Origin of the sequence: Streptococcus sp. zg-86 (assembly GCF_017639855.1) — a bacterium.
Lineage (GTDB): Bacteria > Bacillota > Bacilli > Lactobacillales > Streptococcaceae > Streptococcus > Streptococcus zhangguiae.
Genome location: NZ_CP072115.1, coordinates 1,241,180 through 1,266,332 on the forward strand (window position 1 = coordinate 1,241,180; position 25,153 = coordinate 1,266,332).

The 25,153-nt window shown below is 39.2% G+C and carries 20 protein-coding genes and 1 pseudogene; 3 read left to right on the plus strand and 18 right to left on the minus strand.

Translation table 11 applies throughout. The features are described from left to right. Positions 1-47: 47 nt before the first annotated feature. From J5M87_RS06005 to trpX, 7 genes are all read right to left on the minus strand, one after another. Complete coding sequence (locus tag J5M87_RS06005; protein ID WP_154609025.1) at positions 48-1,118, minus strand: galactose ABC transporter substrate-binding protein; 1,071 nt, start codon at positions 1,116-1,118, stop codon at positions 48-50. Between the two features lie 932 nt (positions 1,119-2,050). Then, complete coding sequence (locus J5M87_RS06010) at positions 2,051-3,967, minus strand: ABC-F family ATP-binding cassette domain-containing protein (RefSeq protein ID WP_154609024.1); 1,917 nt, start codon at positions 3,965-3,967, stop codon at positions 2,051-2,053. 76 nt (positions 3,968-4,043) lie between these two features. Beyond that, complete coding sequence (locus tag J5M87_RS06015; RefSeq protein ID WP_154609023.1) at positions 4,044-4,829, minus strand: alpha/beta hydrolase; 786 nt, start codon at positions 4,827-4,829, stop codon at positions 4,044-4,046. Between the two features lie 178 nt (positions 4,830-5,007). Next, complete coding sequence (locus J5M87_RS06020) at positions 5,008-6,669, minus strand: ribonuclease J (RefSeq protein ID WP_154609022.1); 1,662 nt, start codon at positions 6,667-6,669, stop codon at positions 5,008-5,010. Positions 6,670-6,911: 242 nt separating this feature from the next. Then, the gene (locus J5M87_RS06025; protein WP_154609021.1) at positions 6,912-7,670 is read right to left on the minus strand and encodes an ABC transporter ATP-binding protein; all 759 of its coding nucleotides are present in this window, start codon (positions 7,668-7,670) and stop codon (positions 6,912-6,914) included. Then, positions 7,667-8,533, minus strand: a complete 867-nt coding sequence (locus tag J5M87_RS06030; protein WP_154609020.1) for an ABC transporter permease — start codon at positions 8,531-8,533, stop codon at positions 7,667-7,669. Before J5M87_RS06030 ends, J5M87_RS06025 begins: the two co-directional genes overlap by 4 nt. A 75-nt stretch (positions 8,534-8,608) precedes the next feature. Then, the gene (gene trpX, locus J5M87_RS06035; protein ID WP_154609019.1) at positions 8,609-9,607 is read right to left on the minus strand and encodes a tryptophan ABC transporter substrate-binding protein; all 999 of its coding nucleotides are present in this window, start codon (positions 9,605-9,607) and stop codon (positions 8,609-8,611) included. Positions 9,608-10,119: 512 nt separating this feature from the next. On the opposite strand from trpX, the gene J5M87_RS06040 reads away from it, so the two are divergent. Together J5M87_RS06040 and J5M87_RS06045 are read left to right on the plus strand one after the other, a co-directional pair. Next, entirely contained in the window at positions 10,120-11,769 is a 1,650-nt protein-coding gene (locus J5M87_RS06040) for an Rqc2 family fibronectin-binding protein (RefSeq protein ID WP_154609018.1), read from the plus strand. A 29-nt stretch (positions 11,770-11,798) separates the two neighbouring features. Further along, positions 11,799-12,269, plus strand: a complete 471-nt coding sequence (locus J5M87_RS06045; RefSeq protein ID WP_154609017.1) for an 8-oxo-dGTP diphosphatase — start codon at positions 11,799-11,801, stop codon at positions 12,267-12,269. Positions 12,270-12,538: 269 nt separating this feature from the next. Here J5M87_RS06045 and J5M87_RS06050 read toward each other — a convergent pair whose 3' ends face one another. The 4 genes from J5M87_RS06050 to J5M87_RS06065 all read right to left on the minus strand — a co-directional run bounded on the left by J5M87_RS06050 (position 12,539) and on the right by J5M87_RS06065 (position 16,103). Next, positions 12,539-12,769 (minus strand): hypothetical protein, encoded by a 231-nt coding sequence (locus J5M87_RS06050; RefSeq protein WP_154609016.1) that lies wholly within the window; start codon positions 12,767-12,769, stop codon positions 12,539-12,541. Positions 12,770-12,991: 222 nt separating this feature from the next. After that, positions 12,992-13,708 carry an acetolactate decarboxylase gene (budA, locus tag J5M87_RS06055; RefSeq protein ID WP_154609015.1) on the minus strand — a complete coding sequence of 239 codons (717 nt, stop codon included), beginning with the start codon at positions 13,706-13,708 and terminating at the stop codon, positions 12,992-12,994. 3 nt (positions 13,709-13,711) lie between these two features. Further along, positions 13,712-14,941: a tetratricopeptide repeat protein gene (locus tag J5M87_RS06060; RefSeq protein WP_154609014.1), complete on the minus strand. Its 1,230-nt coding sequence runs from the start codon at positions 14,939-14,941 to the stop codon at positions 13,712-13,714. Beyond that, the gene (locus tag J5M87_RS06065) at positions 14,931-16,103 is read right to left on the minus strand and encodes an AI-2E family transporter (protein WP_154609013.1); all 1,173 of its coding nucleotides are present in this window, start codon (positions 16,101-16,103) and stop codon (positions 14,931-14,933) included. Before J5M87_RS06065 ends, J5M87_RS06060 begins: the two co-directional genes overlap by 11 nt. Before the next feature lie 144 nt (positions 16,104-16,247). Here J5M87_RS06065 and J5M87_RS06070 point away from each other — a divergent pair, with 144 nt between their 5' ends. Beyond that, on the plus strand, positions 16,248-17,252 hold the full coding sequence (locus tag J5M87_RS06070) for a lactonase family protein (RefSeq protein ID WP_154609012.1): 1,005 nt from the start codon (positions 16,248-16,250) through the stop codon (positions 17,250-17,252). Positions 17,253-17,851: 599 nt separating this feature from the next. On the opposite strand, the pseudogene J5M87_RS09900 reads toward J5M87_RS06070, so the two are convergent. The 7 genes and pseudogenes from J5M87_RS09900 to J5M87_RS06100 all read right to left on the minus strand — a co-directional run. Then, positions 17,852-17,944: pseudogene (locus J5M87_RS09900) on the minus strand (DUF1919 domain-containing protein); the annotation flags it as partial. Positions 17,945-18,520: 576 nt separating this feature from the next. Next, positions 18,521-20,065 (minus strand): lipopolysaccharide biosynthesis protein, encoded by a 1,545-nt coding sequence (locus J5M87_RS06075; RefSeq protein ID WP_154609011.1) that lies wholly within the window; start codon positions 20,063-20,065, stop codon positions 18,521-18,523. Further along, positions 20,049-20,894, minus strand: a complete 846-nt coding sequence (locus tag J5M87_RS06080) for a glycosyltransferase family 8 protein (RefSeq protein WP_160463309.1) — start codon at positions 20,892-20,894, stop codon at positions 20,049-20,051. The genes J5M87_RS06075 and J5M87_RS06080 overlap by 17 nt, the downstream gene beginning before the upstream one ends. A gap of 71 nt (positions 20,895-20,965) precedes the next feature. Beyond that, the gene (locus J5M87_RS06085) at positions 20,966-21,853 is read right to left on the minus strand and encodes a glycosyltransferase family 8 protein (RefSeq protein ID WP_160463308.1); all 888 of its coding nucleotides are present in this window, start codon (positions 21,851-21,853) and stop codon (positions 20,966-20,968) included. A 20-nt stretch (positions 21,854-21,873) separates the two neighbouring features. Further along, entirely contained in the window at positions 21,874-22,920 is a 1,047-nt protein-coding gene (locus J5M87_RS06090; protein ID WP_154609008.1) for a glycosyltransferase, read from the minus strand. A gap of 9 nt (positions 22,921-22,929) precedes the next feature. Then, positions 22,930-24,159 carry a hypothetical protein gene (locus tag J5M87_RS06095; RefSeq protein ID WP_154609007.1) on the minus strand — a complete coding sequence of 410 codons (1,230 nt, stop codon included), beginning with the start codon at positions 24,157-24,159 and terminating at the stop codon, positions 22,930-22,932. 4 nt (positions 24,160-24,163) lie between these two features. Beyond that, on the minus strand, positions 24,164-25,144 hold the full coding sequence (locus J5M87_RS06100; protein ID WP_154609006.1) for a DUF6625 family protein: 981 nt from the start codon (positions 25,142-25,144) through the stop codon (positions 24,164-24,166). Positions 25,145-25,153 lie beyond the last annotated feature (9 nt).

The following is a 25,153-nucleotide window of genomic DNA, read 5'->3' on the forward strand; positions in this document are numbered from 1 at the left end:
TGGGACAGAAGAAATCATTTTTCAAACTGGTTATCTATCGGGCTGACCTATTTGTCACGTTTTGCGTAACGTTCTTTGGCCTCTTTTGTTGTCTCAGTCTTTGGCTCAGCTTCTTTTAGTTGAGAATCTTCTTTCTTGGTTACCTTAACATAGTCAACCCAGTAATAAGACTCTACATCTTCACCATTCATCAATTTAACGGCAACATTTGCAGCAGTGTGAGACTGATTAAAGTGGTCATTCAAAACTGTACCGGTCAATTCTCCTTTTGCAAGAAGTTCCATCGCATCTGGAATTGCGTCAACTCCGACAACGAGAATATCTTTACCAACCGTCCGTTTTGCAGCTTTAATAGCTGTTACAGCTCCTACTGCCATACCGTCATTGTTTGCAAATACAACTTCTAGCTTATCACCGAACTGTTCGAGCGCAGAAGCTGTTACTTCTTGACCCTTTGCAGTATCCCAGTTAGCAAGATACGGTTCAGCAAGCGCCTTGCGTTTAATACCTGCATTATCAAGCGCTTTAACAGAGTAGGCTGTCCGTTGTTGAGCATCAACATTGGCTGGATCACCAAAGAGGGTAATATAATTAACAACACCATCACCATTTAGATCCCCTTTAGAATCTGTTGCTGCGATGATTTCCCCTTGGAAAGTCCCTGATTGAGTAGCATCTGCCCCAACATAGGTTGTTTTACCAGGCCAAATGTCTAGTTCAGCTACCTCTGGTTCACGGTTAATCAATACAACAGGAATATCTGCTGACTTGGCAGAATTGATAATACTACCAGCCGCTGTTGGGTCTACTAAATTTGCCAAAATGACATCTTTTCCTTGGGCAATAAAATTATTGATTTGCTCGGTTTGTGTTGCTTGGTCTTGTTTTCCATCCTGAATATCCAAGACATATTTATTGCCTGTTTTTTTACTCAATTCACCAAAATACCGTTCTAGTTCCTCACGATATAAGGTCATAAAGTTATCATCAAATTTATAGATGGCAACCCCTACATTATAGGTTTTTCCAGAGCCAGACTCTCCTCCGCCTTTTGCACCACATGCAACTAATAGCATTGCCACAAAAGCAATTGCCGCATATTTTAAAAATTTTTTCATCCTAAAAGTTTCCTTTCTATAGGCTTATAGATAACCTTTTCTTTTTTGAAAGCGATTTCTTTTTATATATCAATAGTATATTTTTACAGTTGGTTTGTCAACTGTTTTTTACTAATTTTTATTATTTTTTTAGTAAATATTGATTAGATTTATTTAGTAAAAAAGAATATCCCCATACGAATAGGGATACTCTTTCAGAATAATCTATAGTGAATTGAATAAAAATTAGGACATCGTTATACTCTATAAAAATCAAAATCTGACTAGGCAACGAAATCGTAGCTAGAACTGAAGTTCAGCAAGGTGAGTTAACGACGCCAGACTTTGATTTTTGACGAGTATAAGTCGCTTTGCTTCAATAGTCCAGTAGACTGTTGAAGGTTGGAAATAAGGATTATGGAGTAATCCTCAATTAACGCCAGTTCTATCTGCAACTCCTTGCCGTGTCCTATTCATAAGATACGAGGGCGTTAAAAAAGCGAATGAAAAATAGGAAATACGACGAAGAAGCGGAAGCTTCTAGGAGCATTTATCTTTTTTCCGAGCTTTTAGCCCGAGTTCAGTTCCGCAAGATACGAGGGCGTATGAAGCACAAAGTGAAAATAGAAAGTCTGACGAAGAGCTAGCAGACTCTAGGAAGACTTATCTTTTTCACACAGTGCTTAGGCCGAGTTCAGTTTCATAAGATACGAGGGCGTATAAAGCACAAAGTGAAAATAGGAAGTCTGACGAAGAGTCAAAGGAGAGTTTGCTCTGCAAACTCCTATCACTCACCTCCAAAGGTATACTATACCTTTGGAGCTAGGAAGACTTATCCCTAAAGGGAGCCTCAGCTGTAACCAACTGAAGTTGGAACATCTGCGTCTCTTTTTCACATAGTGCTTAGCCCGTGTTCAGTTCTCAATCCACTATATATACCATTTAAAGAAAGATTAAGAGGATAAGAGCTGTTCACTCTTTTCAGCCAAGTCTGCCCATTCCTGCATTAATTGGTCCTGCTGAAGGGCTAGGGCTTCGATTTCCTTTTGAAAATCTGTTAATTCTCCAATATCATTGGTCTCTAACATAGTAGCTTGGAGTTGGGTTGAACGCCCTTCCAATTCCTCCATCTCTGTTTCGATTTGCTCAAGCCTACGGGCGATTTTACGCTGCTCTTTTTGGCTTTCTTTCTGAGCTTGGTAGTCGGTTGCTCCGCTCGAACTAGCTGTACTGTCGACTTCTACTGCCTGTTCCGCATTTGCTAGTTGCTCTGCTTTTTTCTCCAAATAATAATCATAATCACCCAGATAAAGGGTACTTCCGGTTTCTGATAGCTCTAATACCTTTGTCGCAACTCGATTGATAAAGTAGCGGTCATGGCTGACAAAGAGAAGAGTACCGTCATACTGAATCAAAGCATCTTCCAAAACTTCTTTACTATCAATATCCAAGTGGTTGGTCGGCTCATCTAAAATCAAAAAATTATTATTTTCCATGGACAATTTAGCAAGGAGAACACGTGCCTTTTCACCGCCTGATAGCATAGAAATGGACTTTTTCACATCATCTCCTGAGAAGAGAAAGGCACCAAGTCGATTGCGAATGTCCACCTCAGGTCGTGTCGGAAAGGCTGACCACAATTCTTCCAGTACAGAGTTGGAAGGTGTCAAGGCTGACTGGGTTTGATCATAGTAGCCTACTTCTACATTGGCTCCAAACTTTGCCTCTCCTTTGACAAAGGGAATCTGGCCAATAATAGATTTTAGTAGGGTTGTCTTCCCAATCCCATTTGGACCGACAATGGCAATGGCATCTAACTTGCGTTGATCAATGCTAATCGGCTCAGATAAAATCTCATGTTGGTAACCTACTGCTGCTTGCTCTACTGTTAAGACAATATTCCCAGAGGTCTTTTCTGAATGAAAGGCCATATGAGCAGATTTTTGCTGCAAGGTTGGTTTGTCCAAGCGCTCCATTTTTTCTAATTGTTTGCGCCTTGCTTGGGCTCGCTTGGTCGTAGAAGCACGAACTATGTTCTTTTGAACGAAATCTTCTAATTTAGCAATTTCTTTTTGCTGCTTTTCATAATTTTGCCATTCTGTCAGTAATTTTTGCTCTTTTAACTCCACAAAAGTAGAATAATTCCCCACATACCGATCCAGCGATGTCGCGGTCAAATCGAGCGTAATCGTAGCAACCTTATCGAGAAAATAACGGTCATGGCTGACAATCAGTAGCGCCCCCTTGTAATGCACGAGATAGTTTTCCAGCCAAGCAATCGTTTCAATATCCAAATGGTTGGTTGGCTCATCAAGGACTAGCAATTCTGGCTTTTCAAGTAGCATTTTCGCCAAGGCTAGACGGGTATTTTGTCCACCTGATAGGGCTGAAATCTTCATCTGCCACATGGACTCGTCAAACTTAAAGCCATTTAATAGTGCACGAATATCTGCCTCGTAGGTAAAGCCTCCTGCCACTCGAAATTCTTCTGATAAACTATCATAGGTCTGAATCAACTGCTCAAGGGCTTGTCCTGTCAATTCACCCATCTGCAATTCCATATCTCTTAGGCGTTTTTCAGTCTGACGCAGTTCAGCAAATACCTGCAACATTTCATCATAGACCGTGTTTTCTGATTCAAAGCGACTATTTTGCGCTAAATAGGACAGGGACAAATCTTTCTTGCGATTGATGTCCCCACTGGTTGGTGCTTCTTCGCCAACTAAAATTTTCAGTAAGGTCGATTTCCCAGCACCGTTTTTCCCCACAAGGGCGATCCGATCCCGTTCATCCACCTGCAAGTTAATATTTTCAAAGAGCACCTCCCCTGCAAAAGAGCGCTCAATTTTATTCGCTTGTAAAATAATCATGTCTTTATTATCCCAACGAGGCTAGACTCACGTCCTCCCCACTTCCTGATCTACATAAACACAGCAATTCGTCAGTCTAACTCAAGCGTTCTTCCAATTGAAAATCAATCGGTAGCCAAGCTAGAATAACCTCAAGCTGCTTGTCCCAATAGTACCATTCATGCTTACCCGGTGCTGTTTGATAATCCACATCATAACCTAAGTCTTTAAAGGATTGCGCTGCAAAATCATTTGCACCGATAAGAAAATCCTCTTCACCGCACCAGATATACAACTTAGTATCTTTGTCAGCTGTTTTAGCAAGATTCACCAAGGAATGGGGATTATCTGGGCTTTCCCAGTCTGCAATTTCCCCAAAGGTCCCTGTCCAATAAGCAGCATTTCCTAAACTTTCTTTTCTCGGATCAAAATCTTTAAAGCTCAGGGCACCTGACAAACTGGCCGCATATGAAAAGCGATTAGTTTCTAAGGCTAAACGCAAGGCACCATACCCTCCCATCGACAGACCTGCAATAAAGGTTTTTGCACGTTTATCAGTCATATTTGGGAAAAAGCGTTGCAAAACAGCTGGTAATTCTACGGCTAAGGCGTCAAAATAGGGGTAGCCATACTGGGTATTGACATACCAACCATTATGGGTATCGGGCATGACAACGATGAGATTGGTTTTTCTCACCAAGCGCTCCAAGGCGGTTAAGCGTAGCCAAGTCGTATCCCTACCACCCATTCCATGCAGGAGATAGAGGACAGGAATATCGGTATCATCGGGATTTTCCACCCGTCCCTTGTCTGGGTACAAGATTTGCACCGACAAATCCAAATCCATTACTTGCGAATAATAGGTAATGCTCATTAAAGCCATTTTCTTCTCCTTATCATAGAAAAAGGTGCTACTTTATCTTGTTAAAGTAGCTACCACCTTTCTCTCCTTATTCTTATCTGTTATGCTATCGTCTTTCAGTTTTTTTGGTACTAGACCACGAGTTACAGGCATAACTGAAGTTAGACAAAACGCAATCAATTAAACCTGAACGACTATCTTATTTCACTTCCATAATAACAGGCAAAATAGCTGGACGGCGCTTCGTTTGGTCAAAGAGGTACTTGGCTAGTTCATCTCGGACAGATGATTTCAGTTCTGACCAGTCAAACGTATCCTTGGTAAAATAATTTTCGACAGTAATATTGACTAATTCAGAAGCCTCACGCAAGATATCTCTACTCTTTTTGACATAGACAAATCCACGTGTATTGACCTTGGCTTTTGAAATGATGCGTTTCTCACGACGATTTACTGTAATGGCTACGATGAAAATACCATCCTCTGATAAGATTTTTCGGTCACGAAGCACGATATTACCAACATCTCCAATCGCATTTCCATCAATCATGACATCCCCTGCTGGCACAGAGCCATTATGGACAAATTCGCCTTGTTCATAACTCATGATGTCCCCACGCTTGACGATAAAAATATTTTCTGGATAGTGACCAATTTCAAGTGCTGCACGTGCGTGGGCATCTAACTGACGGTACTCCCCTTGAACTGGGAATAAATACTTGGGACGCAAGATGTTGAGCATCAACTGCAAATCACGCGCATTCCCGTGTCCAGATACCCGCAAGTTTTTCGTAATGGACTTGACTACTCCACCTGCCTGATAAATCATGTTTTCAACACGCGCAACAACTGCTTCTTTTGAAATGGTTGGCGTTGTCACAATATAGACCAAATCGCCGTCCTTGATTTCCACATAACGGTGGCGACCAATCGACATCTTACGTAAACCATTCAAGGGCTCGCCCATACGACCTGTTTCCAAGATAATCAACTCATTATCTTCAAATTTTGCCATTTCTTTTGGTTTAATCAACAAACGCTCGCTGACCAACCGTAATTTTTTCAAATCAATGGCTGTGCGGACAATATTTTCCACATCGTGTCCTGTCAATACAACACGGCGACCGGTTGCTTCAGCAGCATCAAAGATTTGCTGGATCCGCACGATATTACTTGCAACCGCTGCAACAATCACACGACCTTCCCAATCCGCAATGGTATTGAGAATTTCTTCTGCTTCTTCATGCATACTTGCTACTTGAATATTACTATCTGCGTTGGCTGAATCAGATAAGAGGGCCAAAACTCCTTCATTTCCAATTTCTGCTAAACGCCCAAAATCAGTCTTGTAAAAGGGATCGGCTGCTTGGTCAAATTTGAAATCACCCGTATAGACAATATTGCCCTCGTCTGTCTTGACAACCACTCCTAAACTTTCTGGAATCGAGTGAGTTGTTTTGAAAAAAGAAACAACAGAAGCACCAAAATCAATTTCGGACCCTGCATTGATGACATGGAAATCCTTAAATTTCTTGGTTGCATGATAATTTTTTACGACCAATTTCGCTAGTTCAATGGTCAAATGCGAACCAAATACTGGTACTCTCACATTTTCCAATACATAAGGCAAGGCCCCAATCGCATCCGCATGTCCATGGGTCAGAAAGATTCCAGCTACCCGCTCCTTATTTTCTACCAAATACTCGACATTTGGCACAATCACATCAACGCCTAGTTGCTCATTTTCTGGATATTTTAATCCCGCATCTAAGACGAAAATCATGCCATTGACTTCAGCGATGTAGAGGTTTTTTCCGTTCTCCCTCACACCGCCTAAAGCCATAATTTTGATATCACTCATGATAACTCCTTCATTCTATTTTTTTTACTAACGGTCCTTGGAGTTCCAAGTCGAATTACAGTCTTGCAATCTCTTGCATATCCATACTATTATACCTTTTTTTCAGTATTTTTTCAAAATATAGCTCAAAAAATCACACAAGGCTAGAACGCTGAACAGAACAAGAAGGGATACTCGTACAAAAATCTGCATTTAGCCGATTTGGCCTAAAAATTCCCAGCCTTCTGACTGGGAATATTCTGCTATTCAAACAAGCGATAGTAATCTGCTAAGGTCATCTCTTGTTTTTCTTCTTTGTTCAAATCTTGAATAATTTGCCCATCTTTCATCACCAAGAGGCGATTGCCGTATTTGAGGGCATCTTCCATTTGGTGAGTAATCATCAGAGCTGTCAATTGGTCCTTTGTTACAAAACGATCGGTCAACTCCATAAGCGCTACACTGGTCTTAGGATCTAGCGCCGCTGTATGTTCATCAAGAAGCAGTAACTCTGGTCGCTTTAAGGTCGCCATGAGAAGACTCAAAGCCTGACGTTGACCGCCAGAAAGAAATTCAATCGGTGTATCCAGATGCTTTTCAAGACCATTGCCAATTTGATCAATCGTTGCTTGAAATTCTTCCTTGTAACTACTGAGTTTTCGTGGAACAAGACCACGCCCTTCCCCGCGGAATTTCGCAATCAAGAGATTTTCTGCAACCGTCATCCGAGGAGCTGTTCCCATTTTCGGATCTTGAAAGACTCGAGCCAGATAGTTGGCTCTTTTCTCCGGTGATAAATGCGTTACATTGTCACCCAAGATATGAATTGTTCCGCTAGTCAGTGGCAAGGTTCCTGCAATCACGTTGAATAAGGTTGATTTACCAGCACCATTTCCCCCTAAAATCGTAATAAAATCATGCTCATGAATCGTTAGAGAGACCTGATTTAAAATCACTTTTTCTTCGCCAAATCCGCTATTGACCACCTTAGTGGCATCTTTTAATTCTACAATTGCTGTCATTTGCTAATGGTCACTCCTTTGAAGACTTTTGCTTTTAAGGTCGGTATCATGAGGCAGATTGCTAAAATCACCGCACTATAAATACGAAGATAGCTCGTATTAAAGCCAAGTGCAATCACAGCCCAAATCAAAAATTGATAGGAAATCGCTCCAATGACAATGGTCATCAACCGCTCTGCAAGACTGAGACTCTTAAAGAGCACTTCGCCAATAATCAGACTGGCAAGACCCACGACAATGACGCCGATTCCACGTGAGACATCCGCATACCCCTCCTGTTGGGCAATCAAAGCACCAGCAAGTGCAATCACTCCATTTGACAAGACCAAGCCCATGAGTTCCATACGGTCGGTATCAATGCCAAAACTCCGTGCCATATCTGGATTGTCTCCTGTTGCAATATAGGCCTGCCCTAACTTAGTATCAAGGAAGAAAAGCAGAGCTGCAATCACGACAACTACAAATAGCAAACCTGCTACTAGATTATTGATAGCATCCGTAAAAGGAAGATAATCCTGAATTTGTGTCGTCCCTAACAAACCAAGATTGGCCCGCCCCATAATCATCAGCATAATGGAATGGCAGGAGGTCATCACTAAAATCCCTGATAAAAGAGTGGGAATTTTCCCTTTGGTATAGAGCAAGCCTGTTGCAAGACCAGCCACACAACCAGCAAGGACTGCAATTCCTGTCGCAAGAAATGGGTTCATGCCACCGCTAATTAGCGTAACTGCTACCGCACCACCCAAAGGAAAGCTCCCTTCAGCCGTCATGTCTGGAAAATTCAAAATCCGAAAGGTCATATAAATGCCCAGACCCAAGATAGACCAGACCAGACCTTGTGATACTATTGATACAATCATATTTTCTATCCTATACTATAAGAAATAAGTGGGGTCATGTTGATCACGAACTTAGACCCACTCTCATTTTCTAGCTTATTCTACAATTTCACCAGCAGCTTTTTCAATCTCTTCTGGGATTGTAATGCCTAATTCTGCTGCGACTTTTTTGTTGATAATTGGTGCTCCTTGATCCACTACGTCTACTGGTGTTTCTGCTGGTTTTGCACCTTTCAAAATCTTAGCAGTCATTTTTCCTGTTGAAACACCAAGACCGTATTGACTCACAACAACAGATGCCAAACCGCCTTCTTTCACCATTGTGTCTGCGCTTGGGAAGATTGGTACTTTTGCCTCTTTGTTGCTCGCTACAACTGTTTTGAAGGCTGAAGCAATGGCATTGTCTTGTGGAACCCAAATCGCATCAACTTTGCTGGTCATGACAGCCATGGTTGAAGCAATCTCATTACTAGACGGAACTGGATAAGCTAGAACTGTATAGCCTTCTTTTTCAGCTAGCTCTGTGAATTTTTCAACATTCAATTTAGAATTATCTTCGTTACTGGAATACAAGACACCGATTGTTTTAGCCTTTGGAGTTAGTTTTTTAATTAACTCCAGCTGTTGCCCAATCGGTTGCGGACAAGCAACACCTGTCACATTTGCACCTGGTTTTTCAAGGCTTTTCACCAATTTTGCACCAACTGGGTCTGTAATTGCTCCCATGATAACAGGAAGGTCACTCGTTGCACTAGCCAAGCCTTGGGCTGCTGGAGTTGCAATTCCTACCACCACTTGGTTGCCATTTGCGACTAATTGTTTACTCATGGTTGCAATTTTACCTTGGTCTCCTTCTGAGTTCATGAAGTCTATTTTGATTTTATCGCCTGCAAATCCTTCTTCTGCAAGGCCATCTTGGATACCGCGGTAGATTTCATCAAGCGCTTCGTGGGTCACAAATTGAAGGACTCCTACCTTGGCAACATCTGTCTGACCTGCTTCTTTTTTCATATCCTTCTTTGTTGAAAAGAATATACCACCAACTACGACTACTGCAAGCACTGCAATGGTTGTTAATAAATTTTTGTTTTTCATGATCGATCTCCTATTTCATTTATAAAGTATCTCTACGTTTTAGTCTATTTGCGCTCCTCATCTTTACAGACGCCATCGTTTCTTCATGATACAAAATCCCTCCTACTAGTCTTATCTCAGTAAGACTATATGAAAAAGCCCCCGCATACAAAAACTGTATGCGAGGGCGTCAATGACACGGTGCCACCTCACTTATGGAAGTGCCTAGAATCCTTCCATATCTCCATCTCCTCTAACAAGGAGCTGCACGGTAAGGGGTGCCAACCGAATTCTCATTGTTTTGAATTCATCTTTATCCTCAGTCCATTTCATAAATGTCCGCTACTTGTTCACAATCACCACAAGCTCCCTGAAAGCATCTCACTTACTACTTCTTCTGATTAGTAAACATTATAAAATTTCTCATTTTATTTGTCAATAGGTTTTTGTAAAATTTTTAAAAAATGGTATAATTGGGAAGCAAAGAAACGGAACACGAACACCACTACTAACTAGAAATATGAGGAATAACCATGTCTTTTGACGGATTTTTTTTACACCACATGACAGAGGAATTGCGAACGGCACTGGAGGGCGGACGAATTCAAAAAATTAACCAGCCTTTTGAGCAAGAAATTGTCCTCCACATCCGGAGCAATCGAGCTAGCCATAAGCTCCTTTTGTCTGCTCATTCGGTATTTGGCCGCGCCCAGCTGACCAAGACAGAATTCACCAATCCCAAAGTCCCCAACACCTTTACCATGATTCTACGGAAATACCTACAAGGAGCAATCATCGAGTCCATTTACCAATGGGAAAATGACCGCATCTTGGAATTTATCGTATCAAACAAGGACGAAATCGGAGACCATATCAAGGTCAGTTTGATTGTTGAAATCATGGGAAAGCACAGCAACATCATTCTGATTGACAAGACCGAGGAGCGAATCATTGAAGCGATTAAGCACATCGGCTTCTCACAAAATTCTTATCGGACGATTCTACCAGGTTCAAGCTATGTTCGTCCACCTGAGACCAATGCTCACAATCCCTTTACGATCAAGGATGAAAAATTATTTGAAATCTTAAGTACAGAAAACCTCGCTCCCAAGCACCTGCAACATCTTTTCCAAGGTTTGGGACGAGATACTGCAACAGCCTTGTCTGAACGACTGCTCACGGATAAACTAAAAAACTTCCGTAGCTTTTTTGCCCAAACCTGCCAACCTAACGTAACGGCTAAATCATACGCTGCTGTTCCTTTTGCAGATAGTCAGGAAGAATTTGCCAGCCTATCAGAACTCCTTGACTTTTATTATCAGGATAAGGCGGAGCGAGACCGTGTTGCCCAACAAGCTCAGGAATTGATCAAACGAGTCGCTAGCGAATTGGACAAGAACCGCAAAAAATTAGGCAAGCAAGAACAAGAACTCCTCGATACTGAAACAGCTGAACTAGTTCGCCAAAAGGGAGAATTGCTGACAACCTACCTGCACCAAGTTCCCAATGACCAAGCTAGTGTGACCCTCGACAATTATTATACCAATGGACCATTGGAGATTGAACTAGACCTTGCGCTCACTCCAAGCCAAAATGCCCAACGTTATTTCAAGAAATACCAGAAATTAAAGGAAGCTGTCAAACATTTAACCAATCTGATTGCAGAAACCAAGGCTAGCATTACCTACTTAGAAAGTGTTGACACCATGCTAGGACAGGCTAGCCTTTCTGAAATTGACGAAATTAGAGAAGAATTGATTGAAACCGGCTATCTCAAACGCCGACATAGGGAGAAGATCGCCAAGCGCCAAAAACCAGAGCGCTATCTAGCAACAGACGGAAAAACGATTATTCTCGTTGGAAAAAACAATCTCCAAAATGATGAATTGACCTTTAAACTGGCAAAAAAAGGCGAATTGTGGTTCCATGCCAAAGACATCCCAGGAAGTCATGTCATTATCACGGATAACCTTAACCCAAGTGATGAAGTTAAGACAGATGCAGCAGAGTTGGCAGCCTACTTCTCCAAATCTCGTTACTCCAATCTGGTCCAGGTTGACATGATTGAGGCAAAAAAATTGCACAAACCAACTGGTGGAAAGCCGGGATTTGTGACCTATCGTGGCCAAAAGACGCTCCGTGTCACACCTGATGAAGCTAAGATTAAAGCCATGAAACAATAACTTCTCCTCACGACAGAAAGGAGGGCAAAATGCGCGAAACCATTAAAAATTATGTCAATGTGTGTATCAAAAAAGGCAATCAAATTCTGCTATTAGACCGCCAACATGATGATTTTAAGGGCTGGATTCAGCCAGGGGGCAAGGTTGAATTCCCAGAAAGTTTCTTTGAAGCGGCCGTGCGTGAAGTCAAGGAGGAAACGGGTCTTACCGTTCTCAACTTACAGCTAAAAGGTATCTCTGGCTTTACCAATCCTATCGGAAATGAGCGCTATGTCTACTACGACTTTCTCTGTGAGGATTTTGAGGGCGAGGTCTTGAGCGAATCGCCTGAAGGGACACCCAAATGGTGGTCGATTGACCAACTTGACCAGCTGGACATGCAAGATGATATTCGTGATAGACTTCCCCTCTACTGGCGCAAAGGCTCCTTTGAGCGTATCCACTACTGGGATGAAGAAAACCACTGCATCTCCCATACGAAAGAAATATTGTACGATTAGATGATAAAAGGAAAAAGTTTTTGAGATACTTTTCTTAGGTGGTGCGGACGGTAGCGACTTCCTACGGAATTCCATACCTAAATGTTGAGCCTAAAGTCTCAACATTTCCGAGTAGCGTCATGACTGGTCCTGACGCTACTTTTACCACAGCGAAAAGTATCTGATGAGGCTCGCTCCGCTCGCGAAAATCGTAAAAATCAACTGTTCAGTTAGCAGAACTCTTGAATTTGTTTAAATAAATCTCGGTTTTTTCTACATTTTGAAAGAGGCTAACCGCCTCTTTTTCTTTCATACTGCTGAATATCGGCTAAGACTTCCTGCCATATTTCTGGAGAAAAATAGAAGCATACGTCATCTTCAGTATGGTCATTTTCTGGTACGATGCCACACATATCTGATACTTCAAAGCCGAGACCACGAAGGACAGCAATGGTATAGTGGATTGCGAAAGAAATTGGACAAGACAAGGAGCTATAGATAAAACTGGCATTGGTATTCATCAAAGCGACTTAACGAGGTCTTAACCTTTATTCAATGCACTACATGTCAAAACGAGCTTAGAACAAAAGAGTTTCACGTTAGAAATTCAATCATTTCACATAGTCTTTTTTACTAAAATATATACAAAAAACGAACAAAGAGAGAGTCTTAAGGTTTTAGCTCTTCCTTTATCCGTTTTTTACTTTTCTAATCAGACTTTTGTCCCAAGCTCGTAAAAACGATTACTCCGCCTTGTCAATATCTTCACGTACTTCTTTGGCGTTAAATTTAGCAAAGAGGAATTGGCGGTCTTGGACAGGGAAGCGTTGGTCTAACTGGTCGACTGCCCCTACTTCTACAAAACCTTGGCTGATGACATAGTCCATGACATGACCACCAAAGCTGTGGTCATCTGAGATAAAGTGCAGATGATAACCTGCTACGCTCACCCCATGAAAAATTTCAGGTGTCCAAATCCCAACAATCGTTCCTGAAATATCTTCTGCGGTGTATTCTGGTTGATGCGTTGCGACCTCTGCAAATTTCATATCTGAAGAAGATTTGGGAATCATTCGGACATGCATTTTTGAAAAATGCCCACGGATTTTTATCGAGCGAAAAAGATTTTCACCGTCATAGTAGGATTCGATTCGTGCCTGTAATTCCTGATCAGTCATTTCAAAACGTTGCTTAAAGATTACTTCTGCTTGATGAAAAATCACCGCTGCATAAGGTACCTTGACATCATGCGATACTTCGACCACTTCTGGCTGATCCCCAGAACCTTTGGCTTGATAGGCTTTTCCGTCCAGTACAATCAATTCTCCGTCAATGGAATCTAGCGTTCCAAGCCCCAAATCACCGTGTTCTAGCAATTCTCCAACAGTCAAAGAACCACCGTACAAGCCAGCCATTAAGGCCCCTAGTGTATTATACTGAAATAATTTATTTGCTTCCATTCCTTATCCCTGATTATAAAATTCCTGCATGACCAAGTCATCTGGTACCAACTGAAGATAACGGCCTGCCATGTGTTTCGCCTTGTCTAACTGACCAATCTGCCGCAAAAGCTCAACGTAATCTGCTAAAAATTCAGGATTTCCAGCCAAGTCCTGCTCTAATTGCTCAAAGAGGGCAAGCGCTTCGTCATCTCTTTCCAAGGCTTGATAGGCTTTTGCAATATTCCAAATGGCTAGGACATGGTCCAATTCTTCCGAGTACAGACTGACAGCTTCCTCATAACGTTCTTGCTCCAAATAAAGGTTGGTCAAGCGAAGAACTACTTCATTTTCATCCTCACTATCTGTCTTAGCCTGTAAGAGATAGGCTTCTGCTGCCTGCACATCGTGGTCCTCATAAGCGTACTGAGAAGCTAGTAAAAGAAGAGTTGGGTCATATTCGTTTTTGGCTAGAGCTTTTGCAACCATTTCTCTTGCTTCTACCAACTTATGCTCTCCATGAAGGGCTTGGGCATACGCATATTCGTAGCCTTCAAATTCTGGATTCATCGTATCAAGCTGTTTGAAATAAAGAGCAGATTTCTGATAATCCTCACGGTCTAACAATAACGTAGCTAATTCAAAAACTGTCTGGTCATCATAGGCTAACTCGACTGCCTTTTCCAAGTAGTCAATCGCTACTTCAAACTTTCCAAGACTAGCATAGGCAAGACCAATCCGCTGGTAAGTCGATACACCTGTCCAGTCATAGATTTCACGATTGTCCAGTTGAGCATAGTACTGAATCGCTTCTTTATACTCCTGTAATTCCATATCCAACTCTGCCAATCCAAATAAAATGACCGGATCAGCTGATAACTGACTAGCTTCCAAGAGTTTTTCTCTTGCCACATCAGCAAGACCTTCTGATTGGTATAAATCTGCCTTTACAAGCAAGGCCTCTACATAAGCAGGACTAGTCCTGTCAATCGTCTCCAAATAGCCAAAGGCTTCTTCTACCAAACCATCTTCATTAGCAATTTGAGCTAGCTGAATGGCTAATTCGGGATAAGCCTCTTGCAAATGTAGATAAATCTCTTTTGCCTGCGGTAAAAAACCAATGCTTTCCAGATAGGCTGCTAACTCCAACAGCAGCTCATCCTCATCTGTGTCTAAGGCACGTTGAAAATATTTCATGGCCTTTGGTAAGTCTTGCTGCTCAAGGCAGACGAGCATTTTTTCACTATTTGTCATTCATTCCCTCAATCACTTCTGCTTCTGGTTCATACAAATCACTATACTCCTTATACCATTCAAAGATTGCTTTTAAGATAACCTTGATAGAGGCATAAATTGGGATTCCTAGCAAGACCCCAACAACACCAAACATCTGACCAGCCGTTAAGAGGACAAATAAAATGGTAATCGGATGAATGTTCAATGAACTACCAATAATCAATGGCGTTACAAACCGTCCCTCAATTGTCTGCTCTACTGCAAAGACGATGACCACCTTAAGCAGCATGAAAGGTCCTGCAATAGCTCCAAGGATAAGTGCAGGAATCATGGCAAGAAAAGATCCCAGATAGGGAATTAAGTTTAAGAAACCAGCTACAATTCCCAAAGTAATCGGATAGCTCAGTCCAATAACGGTAAACATAATCGAAAACATCAAGGCAACAATAGCCGCAACTGTCACCTGACCACGCACATAGTTAGACAATTGACTGTTGACATCCGTCAAGACATTGCCGATTGATGTCCGCCATTTGGTCGGCAAATATTTGGTAATATGGGCCTTGAGGTGTTGCCCGTCCCGCAAGAGGTAAAAGAGAATAAAGGGCATAATCAAAACCGCTACAACTACTTGTGAGGTCGCACTAATCAATTCCTTGGCCCAATCAACTGCACTGGATGATAACTTTTGCGCAAAGGAAATAATGTGACTATTAACATTGTCCAAGATTTCCAAGGCTGTTGGTCGAAACTGCTCAAACCGATCATCCTGTAATAGGGCTGTCACCTGTGTCTCAATGTCTTGAATATAGACCGGAAGATTCCGTGCAAAACCCACTACCTGTTTCTGGATACTTGGAATGGCAACAGCCAAGCCCCAGACCAAGAGAAAGGCAATTATGACAAAGAGAATCCCAATCGCAACCGTTCGTGATACCTTATATTTCTCCAAGATATCAACAATGGGATTGAGCAAATAATAGAGCAATCCTGTCAACAACATCGGAAGGAGAATAATTTCTAGGAAACTACCAATTGGGCTAAAAATAAAACTAATCTTTGTCAAAACCAAAATGGTCAGTAAAACCAGCAAGGTTACGAGGAAAAATGTCACAGCCTGATTATTGACAAACCATTTAAAAAACCAAGAAGTTGAAAATTTTTGCTTTTGATCGTCCATAGTGTACCTCTTTCATATATTTTTTTCTATTATACCACGTATCCCCTATTTTCGTGTCCTAGAAATCATTGATTAGAGGGACTTTCTCCTAAAAATATGGTATAATTTGACATACTATAGAATATCAAATGTGAGGAATGAATGATGACACTTTATTTTGGAACTTACACAAAACGAGCTTCTGAGGGGATTTATGCTGTAGATTTTAATACAGAAACAGGAGAACTAAGTAACCGCCGCTTGGTTGCGACTGAGCCAAATCCGACCTATCTAGCCTTTTCAAACGATCACTTTCTCTACACAGTTGGTGCCGAAGATTCCCAAGGGGGATTGGCTGCATTTACACCAAGCTTGGAGCCCATCAATCATGCAGTTGAAGAAGGCGCACCCCACTGCTATGTATCTGTAGATGATAAGCGTCAGCTTGTCTACGGCGCCAACTACCATAAAGGACAAGTGCTTGTCTATAAACGCTTAGAAAACGGCGGACTCGCATTAGCCGATTGCCAACAACACGAGGGTTCTGGGCCACACCCAAACCAAGCTAGTGCCCACGTTCATTTCGCTGATTTGACTCCTGACAATTATCTCGTTACCTGCGATTTAGGGCTAGACGAAGTCGTCACCTACACCGTCTCTGACCAAGGTAAGCTTGCCCCTCTCGCCCGCTATCAGGCAACACCAGGAGCTGGTCCACGTCACATTACCTTCCATCCAACAGCGAAGATTGCCTATCTGATCTGTGAATTGAACTCCACCATTGAAGTCCTCATCTATGACGGACTGGGAGAATTTGAGCTTATGCAGACCATTTCCACCCTGCCAAGTGACTACACAGACTTTAATGGTACAGCAGCCATCCGCCTCTCATCTGACGGAAAATTCCTTTACGGATCCAACCGTGGACATGATTCGATTGCTGTTTACAAGGTGCTTGGCGATGCTAGCCTTGAGTTGGTTGAAATCGTACCAAGTCTTGGCAAAACACCACGTGATTTCATCTTGAGTCCTGACAATCGTTTCGTTATTGTTGCCCACCAAGATTCCGACAATGTCAGTGTCTTTCATCGCGATAGCGAAACTGGAAAACTAGCCAACCTATCTTCTGACTTTATTGTACCAGAAGCCGTTGCTATCACATTTGCATAACAGAAAAAGCACAAAGCTGTCCAATGGCCTTGTGCTTTTTATTGATGTTGCAAAGACTAACAGTCAGGTAAGAACGTTTTCGCTGAAGAAAGCAAGACTGAAAACAAAGGCAGCTATTTTTCAAAGAGGAAAACAAGACTGAGAACCAAGGCTACTATTTTTCAAAGAGGAAAGCAAGACTAGGAACCAAGGCTACTGTTTTTCAAAGAAAAAAACAAGACTAGAAATCAAGGATGACATGTTTCCAACGAAAAAAGGGAGACTAGGAACCAAGGATGACATGTTTCCAACGAAAAAAGGGAGACTAGGAACCAAGGATGACATGTTTCCAACGAGGAAAGCAGGACTAAAAACCAAGGATGCAGTTTTTTCGTGAGGAGCGCAAAACTTGAAGCAAAGACGACTGTGTTTCTTCGAGAAAAGCTAGACTGAGAACTAAGGAGAACATGTTTCAAGCGCTTCTAACTCACTAAAATAATACACCAAATGGAGCTCTATCTGCTCTTCTGTAAATTCATCACCAAGAGGATAACGATTATCATAATCTAGTTTGAAGCGTGAGGTATGTGTGAACCGCAACTCCATTTCTATATAGTATTTTAGGTTTTTAACAATTTCATATAATCTTCTGTAAACAGATACAGATACAGCACAATAAAGGGAGTAGTGTATGAAAGACTCAGCTCCTCATATACTCTCCCGCCCTAACAGTTATTACTGACAATGGTAAAATCTTTGTTTTTGAACTTCATTCTCCAGTAATCAATCTTTCCTTTTCTTTCAACCCTAAAAGGAATCTTTTTAATGAGAAGTGCATCCACTTCAGAATGTAGATAAACCTCACAATTCAGAAAAACATTACAATAATATTTCATTTTCTGTAGTTTTAAAGTTAGAAAATTTGCGAGCGTAGCGAACACAATACCGCCACCTCCACCGTGCTAAAAGTGGGAGTGAGACAGAAGTCGTGATTTCGTTGAAATCGATTATCCTCGCTCCTTTGTTTCTGGGCTCGGGCTAAAATAATCCAGTGGATTATCCTCGCTTCTTTGTTTCTGGGCTCGGGCTAAAATAATCCACTGGATTATTTTACTCCGAAGGAAGTCGCTGATGTCCAAAAGTACATGAGGATGATAGCAATAAAAAGACTTTTTCTTCAAGCTGAAGTGCAACCACTTTCCATTTTGTTCTTATAAATACCACCTTATATTTATTTATCAATCAAATTAGTGGATAGAGAGAAAGACTGCAATTTTTTCTCCTTATCCTCATCTACGGACGATTTTTAGCAATCGTTTACTTACAAAGTTAAGCCACCATCTTAATGTTTCATCCTTATGAAGCACAATAAATAATAAAACAGTCAATCCGCTACCTGACACAGTAGCCAATTGAAGCCATCCTATTAAGTTCGGAGCAAACCATCGCTGAGGAGCTATGAAATATAGACCAACTAGTGTCACAAAATAAACCAGCCACTGTTGAATATTTATCCAGATATACTCCTTCATCGTCCGTTTTAAACCATACTTGAAAATAATGTAAGGTTCATACCAAGTATTCGTCAATAAAGTCGAACAAATTGTACCCAACAAAATGCCACTTATACCCCATTTAAAAACCACGAGAAATAACAAGGAAAATACTAAGTTTAAGACAGCTTCTACAATTGGCTTATAGCGAGATTCCCAGTATAAACCATAAGCATTATATAGTATAAAACCCGAATAACGATAGGTTTGCAGAAATATATACATACTTAGTAATAGAACTATTTGAGTCGACAATAAGTAGTCTTTACCAATCCACAATACAATAAAAGGATTGATTAAAATAAATATAAGTAGTGAAACCAAATAGGAGCTAATAAAATTAGCAAATTGATATCTCTTATATACGTCATATACCTTATCTGAATTAGAAGTATGGACCAAATTTCCAACAGATGCAGATTGTGAAACCATTACTTGAGATAATAAAGTATTAAAGGAATTTGTAATCATTGTATAATTGGAGTAAATCCCTACTGTCGTCACACTGATAAAAGAAGAAATCAAAATATTATCTGTGCTAAAAACAACGACAGTCGCAATATTTCCAATAATGTTCCCTAGTACATTCTTCTTTAGTGAGTTTTTTTCTGCCTGAGTTATCGGTTCTGGTATTATATTTTTTAATGGATGACGCTTATTGGTTACAAATGCAACCAAGAAATTAGAAAGAATAGTTGAGCAAATATTTAGTACAAGCACCAATATATAATTATGAGTCAACCACATAGCGCTCCATTGACAGATTGTTATCATAACATATAGGGCAAAATCTAGCCAAGAGACAATGTAATTTTCTTGATGGGCATTTAAGAGACTTCTTTTATATGAAAATAATAAATAACTAATTACGGAATTAATTAGAAACAGAATATAAATCACTGTTTCCTCGTGCCCTAATTTGGAAATCTGTAAAACAGCTGGCAAGAATGGATATACGACTAATCCCAGTATTAGAATAATAAACCCTATGAATTTATAAGCCTTACTATATAAATTCATATAAGCTATTACTTTTCCCTTATTATTTTCTGCAATTGGTTTATACAAAGCATACACAATAGAGGCTCCCAAGCCCAACTCAGCAAGAGACAACATGCCTAAGATATTAGAAAATACACCGTTCAACCCTAAATAGTAAATCCCTAATAGCTTGATGAATAAACTACGATTGACAAATTGCACTACTAATCTCAAGCCAAAAAGAACGAGACTAGAAGCTGAGTTATAAAATGCTCGCTGTGTTCTAGTTTTTGTTACCATGCTGTTTCTTTACATCTTCCCAATTTAGTTTCTGTACCTGATGCCACTCATCTGCAAAAGGAACAGTATATACATTTTTTAAGAAATCTCGAAAAGATATATCCCCTTTCAGCAGTAATTTTAATCCACGCTTTCTCCCAATTTTTCTTTGTAAAAAGGGTTTTGCCGCCGTCGTATAATGAATGATTCGTCCTCTTTTCCTCTTAAATTCTTTCCGAATTTCTGGATACGAAGCAACGATTTGATAATTATATGTATCATCCATCTCTAGCCATTCATTTTTGAAAAGAATATTCAAAACACTCTGGTCTGCATCTGGCAATGAAACCGAAGAATCTACATGGAGTTGTAAGGCTTGCATTAAAACATTTTTTTCACGCCATTTATTATTATTTATCAGCATGACACCTGCATTAAAATCCTTTCTTTGATGTACATAAGCAACAATTGGATCTACTACAGCAGCCATCGCATAACTTGTAATATCCGTATCATAAAAAGAATCCAACTCTCCTGTCACTACAATATCTGCATCAAGGTATAAGACTTTCTCTTCTTCTATCAACTCAGAAATGTAATAACGGTAAAAAGTTGCCTCTGTAACATAATGATAAGTATGCAATTGCTCAAAGTTTCGGGAGCGAATCTTTTTGTCGTATATAACGCTATCAAATTCTAGTAATTGTCCATTTAAGCTATCAAACCATTCCTCAGGATAGTCCTTATTTAACAAGAAAAACTGTACTCCTCGATGGTATTTTAGAATAGACTTAATCACTACTTCAACCTGCTCATGCATACGATAATCGGTAGCCATCGCAATGTTCATCCGATATTTTTTCTCCACTGACATTTTCCCTTCTCTCTATGCTTAATTACCAATCTTGCAAAATTTTTCAATCAATTTTTTGCATTCCTATTATTTTCTACAAAATCTTCCCAACTTAATTGACTCAATTGATGCCACTTTTTTTCAAATGGTAATGTCTCTCTATTTTTTAATGCGATTCTCAGTGGGTATCTTCTATCTCTACCACTTACATATGCTGCCACGATTCTATACAATCGCCCAAGCCTTGATTTGATTGTTTTCTTGTAAGTGGACCATGGTTTTATTGCTGTTAAATAATGAATCACAACTGCATCAGCAGGAACAGTGTAGCGCTTCAAATCTAACTTCCCGCCAAAAATTTGCATATTATATCTATCTGGCATTTCCAACCACTCATTTTCAAATAATATATTTAGTACATCTTGATCAGCAAATGTTAAAGCATCGTCAGACTGTTCGTGGATACTAAGTGCACGACTTAAAACGTTTTTTTCACGCCATTTACGATTGTTAATTAGCAGCATCCCCGCATTAAATACATTTTTTAAATTAGCATCCCTCACGGCTGCCAGACTAGTGTGTGCAATATCACTGTTATATAGAGAAGATAAATCTGCTACTATCAATATATCTGAATCCAAATACAACACTTTATCTTCCTCAATTAATTCTGGAATATGATATCGATAAAAGGTTGCTTCTGAAATGTGATCAAAAGTTTTAAAATTTTTGTATAAAATAGGTGTAATCTTCTTATCCATAATACAGGAATCAAATATATTTAGTTTTTCATTAATATACACGAACCATTCCTTTGGATAATCCTTATTTATTAAAAAAAATTGAACCTTTGTATGATACTGCAAGATTGATTTCATTACAGTCTCGACCTGAATTTTATAGCTATAGTCGGCAGCCATGACAATATTCATTGTAGCATATTGGTTTTTAGGCATATTTCTCCTCTTATTAAATTTCATTTCATTCTATTTTTAAGTTGAAAAATCCAAATAATTATCAAATATTGTCTATTTTTCAATAAATAAAGCAAGACATGTTCCTGAAGCGAAAAAGATGCCAGTAGCTCATTCAAAATAGGTATCTTCCATAAATCTTGATACATTGGATTCTCAAGAATTGCTTTTAAACATTCTTTTTTCTGGTTTATACTAAAACTAGACCCCTTGTGACCAATAAACAAATAGCAAATATTTAAAAGACCTTTCGCTAAAGAATAATAACGATACTTTTCTTGCTTATCTGTATCAGCAATTTTTTTCACGCGCTCTGAGAAGGCTAGTTGCCAAGCTACATCATTTTCAACCATTTGAGGTTGAAAACTATGAGTTAAAGAACGAGAGTTTTGATAATAATAATAGGCAATCACATCATAAAAATGTATTTCACTAACAAACTGCAAATAATCAAAGACAAATAAACTATCCTCTCCAATTTTAAGCTGAGAATCAAATAGAAGCTGATTAGATTCTATAATCTTACGTCGAAATACTTTTGCCCATAGTGAAGTTAAACGAGTTGGACAACTTTCCTTACCACTTTTGATTCCTATGATAGCATCTTGACATTCTTCAACCGTCAATTTCCTAACCGATACTTGAGTAGGATAGGTATATCCAACATCTATCTGTTGGTAAATAGTATCATAATTAAATATAAGGAGATCGTACTCCTCTTTAAATTTATAATGATTCAAAAAATCAATGAAATTTCGAGGTAATAAATCATCCGCATCTACAAATAATATAAATTCCCCTTTTGCTTGATTCAATGCAACATTTCTAGCTTCTGAAACACCAACATTTGAAGTAAGTGAAACAACTTTAAAATTGCTATAATTCTCGCTATAATTTTGGACAATCTTTAATGATCTATCTGTAGAACAATCATCTACACAAATAATTTCGAAATTTTCTTGATTTTGCTGTACGATACTATCAAGCGTTAGCTGAATCGTAGCCTCTGCATTATAAAAGGGGAGTATAATTGAAAACTTTTTGTCCATTCATCTCTCCTATCCCATTTTCTCTTGTTTGATAATCATCAATCCTGTCATAATATATGCTAAAACACCAGATGCACTTGTATATACCGCATTCCCTAGCGAGGTAATAAACAAGAAGGACAATAAGGCAATTGCAGCAACTTTATATTTATCGTCTAAGGAATGTGTTAAAACATATTTTAACTGAGCATACAATAAATATAGATATAGAAATACAGCAATTATTCCAAATTGAGCGATTAACATCGGCCAAAAATTATCATTGGCTACAGCACCATTTCCTGGGCTTAAGTAATAAATATAATGATAGCCAAATTCATAATATAGTCTAGAATAGTTCTTAAATGCTTGATCAGAACCGTAGGTCGCAAAACCAGATCCAATAGGAAAATAGCGCGTCATCACTACTATTGCATTCCGCAATAAAATACTTCGAATAGAATCTGAACCTATGAAATATTCTTTTAATTGGCCATATCCAAGTAGAACACCTCCTAAGCCTAACGGAATCATATCTTTTAGAGTTAATTTTTTATTGAATCCCCCCCTAGCTGCATATACTTTTAACATAAGAATAATTCCGACAGTCCCAACTCCTATCCCTCTAAAGGTTAAAATAATTGGTACTAGGCTAAAGAATCCAAATAGCTGACGGGAAAATTTACTTTTTACTTGCGTTATGATAATCACATAAGCTACAAACAGGGCTATATTTAAGCCACCAGGGTTAGCATATATAAAACGAAATGAGCGTAGTCCATAGCGAATATCAAATGTCATACCAATATCAACAAACAGATGAAGAATAGAAGTAAAAAAGACAATTGTTACAAAAAATTTAGCGATAACTAATAGGTTACCTTGAATGGTTATTTTATCCTGCTTCCTTATCAAAGACAGACAATACAAGAAAATGATTGGCGCTTTAATCATTCCTAATAAATCGATTAGAATAGGAGAAAGATGAATTAACCTAGAAAAACTATTAGAGACTAGACCAAGAATAACAATCCCAAAAATGACAAAAAAACTATTTTGGGCTAGTTGAAAACTGTCCTTTTCTACTTTAATGCGCTGAAATTGAAAAATAAGTTGTACAGTAGCAAATACTGTAAAAATTTCATCAAAATATTGAACCAATACACTTCCATTAAATATGGCGGAAGGCGCTGCTAAGACCAATATAACAGTCGTCACATACAACGTTACAATATTTTGCTCTCGAATAATTATTTTCATACCACTACTTCTTTAACAAATATTTACTGAATCTTCTTTTCCACATAAACAACTTATATTCCCATCTTTTTTGTAAGTCTTTAAATCGATTATGCCCATTTAAAGAGCGAATCTCATCTAAAGTAACATTAAATCCTACTTTTTTAGGTTGAAAACCATCTCTGCAAATATAAAAAGAATCCAGTTTTTCAATCTTTCCTTCTAAAAAAGACAACGATAAGTTTCTTTTTTGAAAGTGCAGATAATTAAACTGATCATATTCGACAGTGAATAATTCTTCGTTCCAATACGCCCTGTATACTTTTCCTTTTTCCCAGAAAAAGACCTGTAGATTATAATTTAAGCTTTTCATCTCATTGTCTTTTAGATGAGATTCTACCCGTCTAAAGGAATAGTGCCACGGAGAAATATCAGCACAATCTCTGGAGATATAAGTTGAGATTCCTAACAGTTCATATTTCCGCTGTATTCCTAAAACCTCATCAAAAATAGCGTTAATCGGCGAAGTAAAACATTCCCGATAGTCCATTCCAGCCTTTTCCATAAAACGTCTATTATTTTCAGGAGTATTTCGAAATAAAGTCAGATGCCCATGTTGATAGATCTTATCATAATTCTCTAAAATATTTGGCTGTAAAAATCCTGAAATATCTCCCACGATTATATCTAGGTCACAGTAACCCCAAAAATCATAATTTTGTAGCTCCTTTTCTAATAACAAGCCATACGCTGGTCTAAAATCGCAGAGCTTATATGATTTTTCCAGACTAATCTCAAACTCAAACAGATGTTCCAATCGTTTTTTAAATTGTTCAAAGGATGTATGTGTCACCTTCACATTCTCTGGAACTTTCTCTACTTGCTGATCTGTAAAAAGAAGTACAGTAATTTCTTTATGATAGCCAAGAGTATAAAAGAATAATTTTGTATATTCAGGTAAAGGACCAAAAAAAGGAACAATCAAGGCAATACTATTTTTTCTCACACTAATTGC